The organism is Mesorhizobium koreense (genome assembly GCF_031656215.1).
Classification (GTDB): domain Bacteria; phylum Pseudomonadota; class Alphaproteobacteria; order Rhizobiales; family Rhizobiaceae; genus Mesorhizobium_L; species Mesorhizobium_L koreense.
On sequence record NZ_CP134228.1, the window covers coordinates 1,407,616 to 1,422,212 of the forward strand.

Annotated in this window: 12 protein-coding genes; 8 read left to right on the forward strand and 4 right to left on the reverse strand. The window is 62.1% G+C overall.

Annotated features, from left to right (window positions below; all coding sequences use genetic code 11):
• Nucleotides 1-54: 54 nt before the first annotated feature.
• Genes RBH77_RS06760 through RBH77_RS06770 form a run of 3 tightly spaced genes read right to left on the reverse strand, consistent with a single transcriptional unit; the run spans nucleotide 55 to nucleotide 3,070 of the window.
• Nucleotides 55-1,080 carry an isocitrate lyase/PEP mutase family protein gene (locus tag RBH77_RS06760; RefSeq protein ID WP_311031364.1) on the reverse strand — a complete coding sequence of 342 codons (1,026 nt, stop codon included), beginning with the start codon at nucleotides 1,078-1,080 and terminating at the stop codon, nucleotides 55-57.
• 26 nt (nucleotides 1,081-1,106) lie between these two features.
• Nucleotides 1,107-2,123, reverse strand: a complete 1,017-nt coding sequence (locus RBH77_RS06765; RefSeq protein WP_311031365.1) for an ABC transporter ATP-binding protein — start codon at nucleotides 2,121-2,123, stop codon at nucleotides 1,107-1,109.
• 5 nt (nucleotides 2,124-2,128) lie between these two features.
• On the reverse strand, nucleotides 2,129-3,070 hold the full coding sequence (locus tag RBH77_RS06770; protein WP_311031367.1) for an isocitrate lyase/PEP mutase family protein: 942 nt from the start codon (nucleotides 3,068-3,070) through the stop codon (nucleotides 2,129-2,131).
• Nucleotides 3,071-3,258: 188 nt separating this feature from the next.
• Between RBH77_RS06770 and RBH77_RS06775 the strand changes: the two genes are divergently transcribed.
• The 8 genes from RBH77_RS06775 (at nucleotide 3,259) to RBH77_RS06810 (ending at nucleotide 10,384) form a co-directional block, all read left to right on the forward strand.
• Nucleotides 3,259-4,047 carry a GntR family transcriptional regulator gene (locus tag RBH77_RS06775; RefSeq protein WP_311031368.1) on the forward strand — a complete coding sequence of 263 codons (789 nt, stop codon included), beginning with the start codon at nucleotides 3,259-3,261 and terminating at the stop codon, nucleotides 4,045-4,047.
• Entirely contained in the window at nucleotides 4,022-5,437 is a 1,416-nt protein-coding gene (locus tag RBH77_RS06780) for a 3-isopropylmalate dehydratase large subunit (protein ID WP_311031369.1), read from the forward strand. Before RBH77_RS06775 ends, RBH77_RS06780 begins: the two co-directional genes overlap by 26 nt.
• Before the next feature lie 13 nt (nucleotides 5,438-5,450).
• Entirely contained in the window at nucleotides 5,451-6,095 is a 645-nt protein-coding gene (leuD, locus tag RBH77_RS06785; protein WP_311031370.1) for a 3-isopropylmalate dehydratase small subunit, read from the forward strand.
• A 24-nt stretch (nucleotides 6,096-6,119) separates the two neighbouring features.
• On the forward strand, nucleotides 6,120-7,535 hold the full coding sequence (leuC, locus tag RBH77_RS06790; RefSeq protein ID WP_311031371.1) for a 3-isopropylmalate dehydratase large subunit: 1,416 nt from the start codon (nucleotides 6,120-6,122) through the stop codon (nucleotides 7,533-7,535).
• 7 nt (nucleotides 7,536-7,542) lie between these two features.
• Nucleotides 7,543-8,226, forward strand: coding sequence for a 3-isopropylmalate dehydratase small subunit (gene leuD, locus RBH77_RS06795; protein WP_311031372.1), 684 nt, complete (start codon nucleotides 7,543-7,545; stop codon nucleotides 8,224-8,226).
• Nucleotides 8,211-8,819, forward strand: a complete 609-nt coding sequence (leuD, locus tag RBH77_RS06800; protein ID WP_311031373.1) for a 3-isopropylmalate dehydratase small subunit — start codon at nucleotides 8,211-8,213, stop codon at nucleotides 8,817-8,819. The genes leuD (RBH77_RS06795) and leuD (RBH77_RS06800) overlap by 16 nt, the downstream gene beginning before the upstream one ends.
• Before the next feature lie 195 nt (nucleotides 8,820-9,014).
• Nucleotides 9,015-9,305 (forward strand): hypothetical protein, encoded by a 291-nt coding sequence (locus tag RBH77_RS06805; protein WP_311031375.1) that lies wholly within the window; start codon nucleotides 9,015-9,017, stop codon nucleotides 9,303-9,305.
• A 521-nt stretch (nucleotides 9,306-9,826) separates the two neighbouring features.
• Complete coding sequence (locus RBH77_RS06810; RefSeq protein ID WP_311031377.1) at nucleotides 9,827-10,384, forward strand: Crp/Fnr family transcriptional regulator; 558 nt, start codon at nucleotides 9,827-9,829, stop codon at nucleotides 10,382-10,384.
• Here the strand turns inward: RBH77_RS06810 and RBH77_RS06815 are convergent, their stop codons facing one another.
• A complete protein-coding gene (locus RBH77_RS06815; protein WP_311031378.1) occupies nucleotides 10,385-14,548 on the reverse strand; it encodes a cytochrome P450 in 4,164 nt (1,387 codons plus the stop codon).
• Between the last annotated feature and the right edge of the window lie 49 nt (nucleotides 14,549-14,597).

Here is a 14,597-nt window from a genome sequence, read left to right on the forward strand (position 1 = left end):
CGTCTTGAGGTTTGCCGAATCCGCAACGCCGGTTCGACGCGCGATGCCGCGGTCCTATTCGGCGGCCGGCCTGGTTTCTTCCTCCCGTTCCCCGGCAATGCGGCCTGCGTGTCCGACGCGCGGATCGTAGACGCCGATCGACTTCTCGTAGCGCTCGAGATGTTCCGGCGGCAGGTATTTCCGCTCCAGTTCCAGCACTTTCGGAAAACCGGTGAGATCGAAGATGCCGAAGCCGCCGAGAGGGTGGTTCTTGTAGCGCGCGGCGAACTCGTTGTAGGCGGCTTCGCCGCGTTTCTTGTAGTCGAGCAGGAAGTCGTACATCATGACCGAACCGATGCGGGTGATGTGCATGCCGGTCGTGCAAAGCCGCCATGCCTTCGTCTCTTCCGGTGTGATCGGCGGATCGATGGCCCATGGCGTGACCTTGAGCAACGCGTCGGGGAAGGCATCGCGCACCGTCTGTATTTCCTCCCGCGACTGCAGCGCCTCGACATAGATCACGTCGATGCCAGCCTTCAGATAGGCCTCGCAGCGGCGCAAGACCTCGTCCATGCCGCCTCCAACAGCGCCGCGTGCATCCGTGCGCGCCATGATGATGAAGTCGGGATCCAGATCGTCGCGGACATCACAGGCGGCACGATATTTGCCGACCGCCTCCTCGACGGAAATCAGCTCCTTGCCCTTGACGAAGCCGCACCGCTTAGGCGCCACCTGGTCTTCGATGAAGAGGGCGGCTGCGCCCGCGCGGATGATGCCGTCCACCGTGCGGATGACGTTGATCGCATTGCCGAAGCCGGTGTCGCAATCGACCAGAACCGGGATCGAGACCGCCTGGCAGACGCGTCGTGTGTTTTCGAGCAGTTCGGCGAGGGTGAGAAGGCCGGCATCGGGCAGGCCGAGGAGGTGGGTCGAGGTGTTCGATCCGGAAATTCCGAAATAGCTGAATCCGGTCGCCTCGACGAGTTGTGCGTGATGCGCCGTCGAGCCGTAGACACCCACGACCGGTTCGGGGCTTTCGTTGAAGAGCCGGCGCAGCACTGTGCTCGGCCGCTCTTTGATCAGATTGTCCCTCAGGCGCATTGTCTTCTCCTTCAAAGACGCAAAAGTCAGTCGAACAGGTGACAGGCCACCTCGCTGCCGGCTGCGGCCGCGCGCAGTACGGGTTCCTCTTTCCGGCAGCGATCGAACGCCATCGGACAGCGCGTGTGGAAACGGCAGCCGGATGGCGGGTCGATCGGGTTGGGGACGCTGCCTTCGAGCTGGATGCGCTGACGACGGCGGCCGCCCATAACAGGAGCCGCCGCCATCAGCGCCTTGGCATAAGGGTGCTGCGGATGATCCAGGACCTGGTCGGTCGAGCCGATCTCGGCGATGCGGCCGAGATACATGATCGCCACGCGATTGCAGATGTGCCGCATGGTCGAGAGATCGTGCGATATATAGAGGATCGCCATTTTCATCTCGCGCGAGAAGTGCTTGAGCAAATTGAGGATGCCCGCCCGGATCGAGACATCAAGCATGGAGACCGGCTCGTCGGCGACGAGGAATTCGGGTTCCACCGATATTGCGCGCGCAATCGCGATACGCTGGAGCTGACCGCCGGAAAGCTGGTGGGGATAGCGGTCGAGATAGGCCTCTACCGGTGCAAGGCCGGCCCGCTCCATCGCACGGACAACGCGCGCGCGCCGCGCCTCCGCCGGTTCGCGGAAATGGATGGAGATCGGTTCACCAACGCTCTGGGCAACGGTAAAGCGGGGGTTGAGGGATTCGTACGGGTTCTGGAAGACGATCTGCGCGCGACGCCGGAAGGCCTTCATGCTCTTCGCGCTGGGCGATGCGGCAAGGTCGCTGCCGTCGAACAGGATCTCGCCGCCGGACGGCTTGTGCAACTGCAGCACCGTCATGCCCGTCGTCGACTTGCCGCAGCCGCTTTCGCCTGCGAGGCCGAGCACTTCTCCGCGGCGCAAGGTGAAGCTCACGCCGTCCACCGCATGCAGGTAGCGCCGTTCGCCGCGTCGGGACGGGTCCTTGGAGCGCCCGCTGACCGGGTACCATTTCCGCAGGCCACGAACCTCGATAATCACCTGTCCGGCCGGCTCTGGTTCGTTAAGGGCTATGTTCATTGCGTTCAGGGCCGGAAACCGATCGAGCCTTCGTATTTTCGGCGAAGGTCGTCCTTGGGGAGGAACTCCTGTTCGAGCTTCCAGATGTCGGGGAAGCCGACGAAAGCATGCATGTCCGTCACCGGGTGGTCCGCCTGCTCGCGCTTGATGCGTTCGTCCAGCGCCTGGTCCTGGCGCGCGAATTCATGCAGGTAGTCCCACATACCGCGCGCGGCGGCGCGCATCGCGCCGCCCGGATTGGCGACCAGGAAGACGCCCAGCCCGTTCAGGTCGGCCAAGGTCAGGTTGGGCGAGACACCCGTACGGTTGAAAAGCAGGGGTGCACTGACTTCCTTCGCGACCCGCTCAAGTTCTTCCCGGGAGGTCACGCCTTCGGGGAAGAAAACATCGACGCCGGCGTCCATATAGGCCTTGCCGCGCCGGATAGTGTCCTCGATCGACCCGCCGGCGACGCCGCGGGCGTCGCAGCGCGCCACCAGCACGACATCCTTGTCGAGGCTGTCGCGGGTGCGCACAGCTGCGCGGTACTTGCCGACCGCTTCGTCCATCGTGATGATCTGCTTGCCGGAAACATGACCGCAGCGCTTCGGCGCGACCTGATCCTCGATGAACATAGCCGCGGCGCCGCATTTTATGAGCTGTTCGACGGTGCGCATCGCGTTGATGGCGTTGCCGTAGCCGGTATCGGCGTCGGCGAGCACGGGGATGTTCACCGCATCGCAGATGTAGCCGGTCAACTGAGCGACCTCGGTGAGGGTGGTGAGGCCCACGTCCGGCTTGCCGATCAGGGTCGCCGAAAGGCTGTACCCGGATACGCCGACGGTTTCGAATCCGGCTTTTTCCGCGATCTGTGCCGACTGTGCATTGAAGACGCCCGGCTGAACGAACGTGCGCCCACTTTTCAGCATGTCGCGGAATCGGCGTGACATGCCCTTCCATCCCGCCATCGTTTTCCTCCCAATGGCTGTCTGAGGTTCAACGTTGCGCACCGCTCCCAGATTGTCAACACTTTTGAAAAAAAGGCTAGGCAATATAACCTACAAGGGCATTTTCCTGCATCGATCCGAGATATTCCACGAAAAGTGTTGACACATTTTGGCCGTATATTAGGCTTGAGGTTGCGATGGAGGATTGCGTGAAAAGCGAAAAGCCCGCGGTGGACGCGACAGGACCAGAGACGGAGGCGCCCACACGCCGTGAGGGCGAGCAAGTCCAGCGGCTTTTCGACGCCATTATCGACAAGTTGCTGACCGGCGAACTCGTTCCCGGGCAAAAACTGTCAGAGCCTGAATTGGCCCGATACTACGGTGTTAGCCGTGGTCCGGTGCGCGAAGCGATACGTCGTCTGGAAGAGCGGGATTTGGTCCAGCGCTCACCCAATGCCGGCGCGCGCATCGTCACGCACTCACCAAAGGAGATTCTCGACACCCACGTCATCCGTGCATCGCTCGAAAGCCTTGCGGCGCGCTTGGCGGCGGAGAACATGACCAATGAGGAGATAGTTGGCCTGCGGCATGCGTTCGAAGAGGAGGTCGCCCGTGGGCACACTGTTGCCTACACCCACGACTTCCACATGACCATCGTGCGGGGAACGCACAACTCCCGGCTGATACGCCTGGTCAATGTCGACTATTTCCGATTGTTCAAGATTTGGAGACGCCACTACAAATGGATGCAGTTTGGCGGGTCCGCTTCGTGGGAGGATCATCGCCGGGTACTCGAAGCCATCGAACATCGGGATGGCGAATGCGCCGAGTTGCTGATGAGGCGCCACATCATGCGCCTCCGCGCCGAAAGCGAACAACGCCTGTTGGCCTTCCAGGCAACTGATATTGACCGGCGGGGCGTCACCCCCTTCGTCGGGCAAGGACAAGCAGCCAGCGAGGAAACATTGACCCATGCGGACGGAACGAACCTTCTTTGAAAAGGTATGGAATTCGCATGCCATCGCCGATCTCGGGGATCAGACGTCACTTCTGCAGATCGACCGCCTGTTCCTGCACGAACTGAGCGGCAGCGCGGCGCTCAAATCCCTTGAAGACGAGGGCAGGCGCGTCGCCTCCCCGGACCAGGTATTTTCCGTCATCGACCATGCCATCAGCGTGCGGCCGGGCCGCGGGCCGGAAGATTCCGAGCGCGTCGGCGGCATCGAGGCGATCCGCACGTCACGGACCCTGTCCAAGGCGCTCAACCTGACCTTCTTCGACGTGGGCGACCCCCGACAGGGTATCGTTCACGTCATCTCGCCGGAACTCGGCGTGGCGTTGCCGGGCCTCACCCTCGTCTGCGGCGACAGCCATACCTGCACCGTCGGCGGCATCGGCGCGCTCGCCTGGGGAATCGGCTCAACCGAGGCCAAGCACGTGCTTGCCACCCAGACACTGCCGCAGCGCCGCCCCGATACGATGCGCATCCGCTTTGAGGGGAGCATTCCGCTCGGCGTCTATCCGAAAGACCTGATCCTGCACCTGATCGGCACGATCGGCGCCAATGGCGGCATCGGCTATGCGGTCGAATTCGCCGGGTCCGCCATCCGCTCCATGCCGATCGAAGGCAGGCTCACCATCTGCAACATGGCGATCGAATTCTCGGCGAAATATGGATTCGTGCCTCCCGACGACGTGACTTACGCATATCTTGCCGGACGTGAATTCGCGCCGAGCGGCGCCGATTGGGACCGGGCGCTCGCCTATTGGCGCATGCTTGCGACGGACGATGGCGCGGATTTCGACAAGGAGGTCGTGATCGACTGCACCGAGATACGCCCGCAGGTGACATGGGGCACCAGCCCGCAGCAGGTCGCTGCGATCGACGGGCGCGTTCCGGATCCTTCGGCCATCGAGGACAGCGGCATGCGCGAACTGACGGAAAACGCCTTGCGCTATATCGGCCTTGCGCCGGGTACACCGCTCGAAGGCATTCCACTCCAGGCGGCCTATATCGGTTCCTGCACCAATGCGAGGTTATCCGATCTCCGCGAGGCGGCCGCTGTTTTGCAAGGCCGCAAGGTACCGGAGGGATTCCCGGCATACTGCACACCCGGATCAGGGCAGGTGAAGGCGCAGGCCGAGGCCGAGGGCATCGATCGGATATTCCGCGACGCCGGTTTCGAATGGCAGGAATCGGGCTGCGCCTATTGCGGCGGAGGCGGAGCCGACCGGCTCGCCGGAAAGCGGGTGATCTCCACCACAAACCGCAATTTCGAGGGCCGCCAGGGACCGAAAACCGCAACCCACCTGGCAAGCCCCGCGACAGTGGCAGCCTCCGCGCTTTCCGGCTGCATCGCGGATCCACGGAAACTCCTGGTGCATTGAGGCAACGACGACGATGGAATCCTTCACAAGCATCACCGGCACCGCCGTTCCCTTCATGCGCATCAATATCGACACGGACCAGATAACGCCCGGTCCGGAGATCCTGCGCGGCCGTGCGGACGGCTACCGGTCGAGCCTGTTCGCGCGCTGGCGCTATCTCGACATGGACAAGCGTACTCCCGATCCAGATTTCATCCTCAACCGGGAGCCGTGGAAACATGCGGCGATCCTGCTCGCCGACCGCAATTTCGGCTGCGGGTCCTCGCGGGAATCGGCGCCGCAGGCGCTTCGCGCTTTCGGGTTCCGTTCAGTGATCGCCCCGTCCTTCGGCGGCATATTCTTCAGCAACAGCTTCCGGAATGGATTGCTGCCTGTCGAACTTCCCATTGAAGATGTCCGCCACCTGGCGGACCAGGTGGAGGCGTCCGGCGGCAAGGCCAGGCTCACGGTCGATCTCGAAGCGCAGAAGGTGACCGGCCCCGACCGCGAGACTTACGTTTTCCGCGCTCCAAGCGTGCTGCGCGAAATGCTGCTCGCCGGCGTCGATGAAATCGACCTGACACTGAGCCGGGCCGCCGAAATCGCCGCATTCCGCAATCAGGATCAAGCGGAACGGCCTTGGGCCTACAGGCCGCGACGCGCGGGTCAAGCCCACTGATCAAATTCGCCGGGAGGTATGGATATGGCAAAGGGACGCACGTTTTTCGAGAAGGTTTGGGACGACCACGTCATCGCGGACCTGGGCGAGAACACTTTCCTTCTGCAGATCGACCGGTTGTTCCTGCATGAAATGAGCGGCAGCGTCGCGATGCGCCAGTTGGAGGCTTCCGGCCGACGCCCGGCCAGCCCGAGCCAGGTCTTCACCGTGATCGACCATGTGATCGACTCCGCACCAGGCCGCGGCCCGAGCGATTCCCATCTTCCAGCCGGAACGGAGATGATCAAGGCGGCGAGGCGGGGCTCGCACGAATACGGCTTCACCTTCTTCGATGTCGGGGATCGGCGGCAAGGCATTGTCCATGTCGTTTCGCCGGAACTGGCTATCGCCCTGCCAGGACTGACGCTGGTCTGCGGCGACAGCCACACCTGTACGGTCGGCGGCGTCGGCGCGCTCGCCTGGGGCATTGGCTCGACGGAGGGCGAGCATGTGCTGGCGACGCAGACCCTCGCCCAGGTCAAGCCGAAGACGATGCGCATCAACTTCAACGGGAAGCTGCCACCCAACGTCTATGCCAAGGACATGATCCTGCACCTGATCGGCGAGATCGGCGCCAATGGCGGTATCGGCTATGCGGTCGAATTCGCCGGCGAGGCGATCCGCGACTTACCGGTCGAGGGTCGACTGACGATTTGCAATATGGCGATCGAATTCTCCGCCAAATATGGTTTCGTGCCGCCGGACGACGTTACGATCGATTTCCTCAAGGACCGGGAATTCGCTCCGAAAGGTGCAGCCTGGGACGAGGCCGAGGCCTATTGGCGGACACTGCCATCGGATCTGGATGCGGTGTTCGACAGGGAAGTCGATATCGACTGCAGCCGGATAAGACCGCAGGTGACCTGGGGCACGAGCCCGCAGCAGGTCGTATCGATCGACGGCCGTATACCCGATCCGTCCGGCATTGAAGATCCCGGCACGCGCAAGCTGGTGGAGTCGGCACTCCAATATGTCCAGCTTACGCCGGGCTCGCCCATAAAGGGGGTCAGGATCGACACCGCCTATATCGGCTCTTGCACTAATGCCAGGTTGTCCGATCTGCGCATCGCCGCAGCCATCCTCAAGGGGCGCAAAGTGGCCACGGGCATCGAGGCGATCTGTGTTCCAGGCTCGACGAGCGTGCGGGCGCAGGCGGAAGCCGAGGGGCTGGATACGATATTCCGCGAAGCGGGTTTCGAGTGGCACGAGAGCGGCTGCGCCATGTGCGGGCATATGGGCAATGACCGACTGCTCGACCGACGGGTGATCAGCACCACGAACCGCAATTTCGAGGGCAGACAGGGACCGCGTACCCGCACCCATCTCGCGAGCCCCGCTACCGTCGCTGCGTCGGCGCTGATGGGCGTCATTGCCGACGTGTCTACGATCGAAAAAGGCTGAGCAGGTCGTGGAACAGTTCGTCCGCGTCACCGGAATTGCGGCGCCGCTGCTTCGCATCAATATCGATACGGACCAGATCATCCCGGGATCGGAGATCATGCGTTCCGTCGACGAGAGCTACGAGCGATGGGGATCAGGGCTTTTCGCGCATTGGCGTTACATCGAGGATCGCAAGTCGAACCCGGATTTCATTCTGAACCGGCCACCGTTCGACAGGGCGCAAATTCTTCTCGCCGATCGAAATTTCGGCTGCGGCTCTTCCCGCGAACCGGCTCCAAAGGCGTTGCGCGGCTTCGGCTTCCGTGCGGTGCTCGCGCCTTCCTTCGGAGGCATCTTCTACAATAATTGCTTCAGGAACGGCCTGCTGCCGGTGGAACTGCCGATCGGCAATGTGCTCGGAATATCCGAGGAGGTTGAAGCGGATCCGGCCGGAAGGCTTGTGACGGTCGATCTGGAAGGTGAGTTCGTCGAGAGCCCGCGAGGCAGCCGGTTCGGGTTTCGCACGCCGAAGCTGCTGAGGCGCATGATGCTGGAAGGGCTCGACGAGATCGAACTGACCTTGAACCAGACGCCGGAAATCTCCGCCTTTCGGCAAAGGGATCGGAGGAGGCGCCCCTGGGCCTACCCGCCTATTTCCCAGACTTCCCAAGGCTCGGTCACTCTGGAGGGTTCACGGTGGAACAATTCATAAGGGTCAAGGGCATCGCAGCGCCGTTGATGCGCATCAATATCGACACCGATCAAATTATTCCGGCGCGTTTTCTGGTGCGCACCAGCAAGGAAGGGATCGGCGAGGGCCTGTTTGCCGATTGGCGGAAGTCCGCTGATTTCATCCTCAACAGGCAGCCCTTCGAGGGGGCAGTGGTCATCCTGGCCGATCGCAATTTCGGATGCGGGTCGTCGCGTGAAGCGGCGCCACAGGCCTTGCGGGACAGGGGCTTTCGCGCAGTGATCGCGCCTTCTTTCGGCGGGATCTTCTACAACAATTGCTTCCGCAACGGCATTGTCCCGGTTGAAATGCCCATCGAAAACGTCCGCCAGATCGCAGGCGAGATGGAGGCAAGCGGCGGCAGGAGTGAGGTCACGGTCGATCTGGAGGCCCTGAGGGTCAGTACGGCCGGCGGCTTGTCCTTCGATTTCATCGTCCCGAGCATGATGCGCGAGATGATGCTGGCCGGCAAAGATGAGATTGAAATGACGCTGGAGAAAGGCGAGCGGATCCACGCCTTCCGATTGACCGACAAGGCGAGGCGGCCCTGGGCTTATGCATTGGCGCCGGGTTAATTCTTCAACGAAATTCGTGCAACAACGTAAGACCCACCTGAGGATGCATCGCAACAGGTCGCGATGGGCTTGCCCAATGACCAGGGTCTTGCCAGCGTGAAACCGGTCACATTCCCGATGTCATTGATCCTGTAGACCAGCACCGCCAATCCAGGGCTATAGGTTGCTAGGGAGGGATGGATCATGCGCGTAAGGATGGGACCGGCAAAGCGCGAAGGAAACCATCGGCTGATTTTCGACCAGGAACTTAGCGGGGAAGAGCTGATTTCTCGTTCCAACGCGGAAGTGGCGATCTCGATCACTGCCGATCCGCTTCACAGAAAATCAGGCTATCGCGACAACTCGCGCTATTGCTACGAAATCATCCTCTCGGCCACGGAAGTCGCCCAGTTGATGAAACGGGTAACCGTCCGAGGCGATCGGTCAAACGAAAACGCCTGCTGCGCTGGAGATACGGCAGCGAATGCTCGTTCAGCACCGCTGTGACGTGGTTGCAAGCCTCAAAATGCCAGATGCATGCCGTTGGACTCAGGAACGATCAGCGGGGACGGGTGGAGCGGTTCCTGGCGATCGCGAGCGCCACGCATGATCCGTCCAGCATGGCCGCGGCTGTTATCGGATAGAGATGGAGGCGTTGAATTGCCTGCTCTCGTCGATGCGGACCTCCTCCCGGCAAATGTCGCCAAATTCGTTCCCGCCTCGATCTTGACGGTTCATCTCGCCATCATTGCTCCGAACAAAATGATGGTGACGCGCTGACAAGAAATCGCACGCCTTCGAGATCGGCGACAGCGTCGCGTTGACTGACAAGGCGGCACAAACCATTATCCAGCACAACAACTGGTCAGATCGCGTGAGATCTCTTGGAAAACACGGAAGCACGCGGCCTCCGGACCGCGCAGGATAGCAAGGCCTCCAAGGAGGCTGCCAGCTTATGCCCCGCACATTTCGAACTTCTGTTCGGCGGTTGCAAGCCCGAGGGTCGTAAGGCCGGCGAGTATCTTTTCATGCACGAGGACCCTGCGGACCGTGTCTACGGGGTCCTGTCGGGAACCGTGGAGATTTCCACCTATTCCATGAGCGGGCGTAAACTGGTCGCCAATATCGAGCTGTCGCGAAGCCTTATCGGCGAGATCGGCGCGTTGGACGGAGGACCGCGGACGGCGAGTGCCGTCTGCCTCACCGATTGTGAGCTAGTCTCCTTGAGCCGCGCGCAACTCATGCGCAAGCTGGCGGAGAACGCCTCACTCTCGTTGGCGATGATCGAGCTCCTGTGCCTGCGCCTCCGCTGGATCAACAACGAACGCAACGACCTGGCGCTTCTCAAGGTCGAGGCCCGGCTCGCCAAGCGGCTGCTGCTCCTCGGGGAAAGACTGGCCGACGACGCGGGCTGGATCAGGATTTCTCAATCCGAGCTTGCCGCTTTTCTGGGCGCCACACGGGAATCCGTCAACAAGATGCTCAACACCTGGCGCAACCGGGAATTCATCGACATCAAACGCGGTGCGATCCGACTGGTGTCGAGGCACAGCCTGCAGGAGATCGTAAATCTCGAGGACGACTGATTACAGCTTCGAGAGCAGATAGCGCAGGCTCGAGCGGCTGGGCATGAAGAAATAGCCGCCGCCGCGCGTGGTTACGAAGCTCGGCAAATCGCGCAACAGTACGCGTCCCTCGCCCGCTGGAATGGAGAAACTGCCCGTGCCCTCGTTTGCGCCGATGGTCGGATCCTTCTCGCCTGCCAGCCCCTGAAGGAACCCCGACGACACCCAGGTTTGCTGCATGAACTCGTATTGTCGCTCGATATCGGCATTAAGGCACATGAAAAGAAGACCCACCTCCTGTCCTTTCTTGTAGCTGCGGCCGCAGCGAAGGATTCGGTGGCGATTGTTGATCCTGAGCTGAATCTCGGGGTCGTTCCCTAACGAATCCCGCGGATTGGAGCGACGTACATGCGAGCCTAGCGGGCATTTGAGGCCCTGCGGGTCTTCCATGGCGAAGGCGAAATCATTGTCGGCTTCGCGGTCGGGGCGGCCATTAGGGTTGCGTACGAGGGAACTGCCGTCCTGCCAGCGCCCGACCATCTTCGCCGCCACCCATTTGGGATTGAGCTTCGAATTGCCCGTCTCCCTTCGCGCGAGGTCCGCCGCGTGCCGGCAATAGGCGCTGAAGCTGGCGACGTGCTGCTCAAGCTGGCGAATGACCATGAAACTGCCGTTGCGGCCGAAGTCCCGCATTGTCTCCTTTTTGCCGAAAAGCTGCTCCTCCTGCCCGGTTTCGAGCATCGGTAGGATGCCCTCGCGATCCTGCGCTTCGGGAATCGTGGGCGAGGGCGGATAGAACCCGCTTTCGTCCTTGTAGCCGAGCAAGAACTCGCCGGGCGCGAGGAGATGCATGGGCGCGACATGCCTGTTGGCGCGTGGTGTGCCCCGCACGACGGGTTGTGAAATGCCGTCGGCAAAGCCGAAATGCTCGATCGCCTGCTTGCCTTCCCGCTTGATCATCAGCGGAAGCTGAGCCACCAGCTTACCCCCGGCCTTTCCTGCCACCTGCAATACCCCCTGGATGTCGGCATCGAGGATCTTGTCGGTCGCGGCATAGCAAACGACCACCATGTCGACCGCCTTCTGCTCCGAACCCCATAGCCAATGCTCCGGTGCACTCTGGCCGATATCGTCGAGAACGCGGATGCGCGCCTTCGTCGCCATGCCCTGCCGGAAGGCTGCCGGAAAGCCATCGAGGCTTTCATTGCCTGCATCGGTGTCGAAGCCGAACCGCCTCAACCCCTCGGGCCCGAGGAGCGTGATCACTGCCCGCTCTGGCGAAAGCTGATAGCCGAAGCTGGTTTGCTTCAGCACAAACGCCAACCAGTCCCGCCGCGCGGCGCGCGGCAGGTCCGCCGGGACCTGGAAGGCGAGCATTTCCGCTTTCGCGAGCGGACCGAGAGGACCGAAGAAGATCGACTGGATCTCATCGGTTTCGAGCGTGCGGCTCGGACGCGGACGCGAACCGAAGAGCCGCAGCCAGTCCCGCGCCTCGCTCTCCGTCTCGGCACTGGCGAGGCCGCTCCGGATCAGTGAATTGATCCGTATGCGGCTGGTCGTGAGGCTGGGATAGGCTGCATACCAGAAGAGGGTCGGCACCTGCTGCGCCCGCGCCCAGCGCTTGAAACGGTCACCGTCCGTTGCCCCGTCGCGGAAGAGCATCCGCGTCCTCGGAAACCCGAGCGTGTTGCTCCACACGCCCGTCAACCCGGCATGGGCCTTGGTGATGAAATCTTCCAGATAGCTTTCCCAACTGCCATCGTAGTTGCTGAGGAAGACGAGTTGCTTCGTCTTCGGTAGTGCGACCCATCGAGCGAAATGGATCGTGTTGATGTCGGCCAAATAACCGGGCCGAAAGACCTGCCGCGCCATGATGGAGATCAGGTAGAAGGAGAGCCTTAGCGATAGCCGCCGCAGCCAACCGGTCTTCAGGCAGGAAACCGCCGTCAGATGGTTTTGCGCGAGACGGTTCTCACGTCTTGCGATCTCCTCCAGGAGCGGCAGGTCCGCCCCCTTGTTGCTTGGAACGTCCCGCTTCTCCAGATACCGCAGATAGAAGAAAAGGATCAGGCCGATAAAGGCGATCAGCATGCTCACGCCGATGAGCGTCAGCACAAAGGATGTACCGAGGGTCAAAAGGTTGCGAAAGAAGCCGGGTTGATAGCCGAACACCAGCGTGTAGTTGATGGTAAGGCAGACGAGCAGGGTCACGGCGACCGCGATCAGTACGCGCGGCGCGCGCAGGGTGCGCTTGACCGCGCTGACGACGTTGCCGCCGGGGTTCTCCAGAAGCGTTTCGGCGGGCTCGAAGGCCCAGTCGAAACGACCCTGCGCAGCCAGGCCGCGCCGCACCGAAGCCAGGATCTCTCCGGCCTCGGCATTGTCGCCGGCTGCCGCGATCTCCGCTCGCGCCACCTCTTGCAGTTCGGCCTCCGCGTGGATGCGCTTGACGGAATGGCCCGGCGTTCCCGAGAATACGAGCCCCGCATTGCTGCCGAAGGTGGGGGATATCACCGGCGCGTTCTGGCGAATGAACGCGTCAACGGGCTGCCGCGTGTCCAGCCCGCAAGCCACATGCAGGAGTTCGCGGAGGACGAGTTCCGCTGCTTTTGCGAAAGCACCGATCACCTCGTCCTGGGACCCGTCGCCCGACAGTTCGATGACCAGATGACACGCGCCTTTTGCGCCGTTCGTTGCTTCCCCATCGATCACCGCGATGCTGGCGAAATGGATGACGCCGCTTTTGTCCAGGGCGGTTTTCATTGCCTCGCCAGCCGGATTGCCGAGCGCATCGACCTTTTCGCGCAATTCGTCTGTGCGCACGCCTTCCGCGCAGGCGAACACGGCCGTCACCATGGCGTGCTCGACGGTCCTGGAAAGGGGGGCCGGATCGAAGCAGACGACGAGGCTCTCTGGATAGGCGCCGAGCCGTGTGAGACGCCCCGCCCTACCATCGGCCCGGCGCAGGCCGGGCTTCAAAAACAGGGAGCGAAAGCACTCGGCGATCTGTACTCGGGCAATTGCCGCGCCGATGCATTGATGAATGCCGTGGCCGAACACCAGATAGTCGCGCGCCGGCCGGTCCATATCGAAGCGCTCCGGCTCGCGCACCGCCTCGGGATCGAACATCGCCGAGAGCGTTGCCGGCATGACCGATGTACCCGCCCTGATCTGCCGTTCGCGCCGCGTGCCCTGGGCGATGACGGCATCATGGGCGGTGTAGCGGAACGGACCGATCCAGATCGGCTTGAAGCGCATTGCCTCCAGGATCGCACGCTCCAGGCGTGCATTGTCGTCAGCCGCGATGGCTTCTTCCACAACTCGCCGCGCTTCCGGCCTGGAAAGCACGACGTCCAGGCAGTTGCCGCTCGCCAGAAGATTGGTCGGCGTGAAGCCGGCGATCATGCCGAGCATGATGGCGTGGATCTCACCCAGCGTGATCTGCGGATCGTCCTCGTCGAGCAGATCGACGAGCCTGCCAACCGGCGTGGAACGCGGGACCGTTCCCTCGCGCACGGCCTCGATCGACCGGTCGATCGCTTGCTTTACCCGGTCGGCAGCGACCACTGCCAGTTCGCGTACGACCGGATTCGCGCCGGGGTCGGCGAAAAACAGCCCGCTCAGTGCATTGGCCCAGTGCGAGAAGGAGGCCTCGTCGTCGATCACCATGCCGAAATATTCGCGGCAGATTCGCACCGGCACTACGCGCAGGAGATCGTCCACGGCATCGAAACGAGGCGCGGCGCGCTGCATGATTGCCTGCGCATGGCGCGCCGCCAGGGGCCGTACCATGCCCTCCACCTCATCGACCGGAAAGGCGCTCAGCACATGCGATTTCATGCGCCGGTAATCTGGTCCATCCTGCATGCCGAGGATGAAGTTGGTGCCGCCGGCGATCTCGGTCATTTCCAGGCCGTAAGGCGTCTGGAACACATCCTGCCGTTCCAGTATTTCGCGCACGTCGTCGTTGCGCGTGACCAAGACGAATTTGCCGAGGCGCAGGATCGGAAAGAATCGTCGAAGGAAGCCTAGCGCCCAGCGCGGATTTTCCAGAAGGCGGCTTGTGAGCTTCGCGCGCAAACCCTTTGCGCGGAGCCGCTCGATGTCGAACGGTGGCATGTCGGCCACCGGCCTCTGATTGCGCTGTGCCTCGCGCACGCCATCATAGTATTTGGTCGTCGCCATCGCGAATTCCCCGGACAGCATGGCCTTATGCGTGGATCGGTCGGAATTA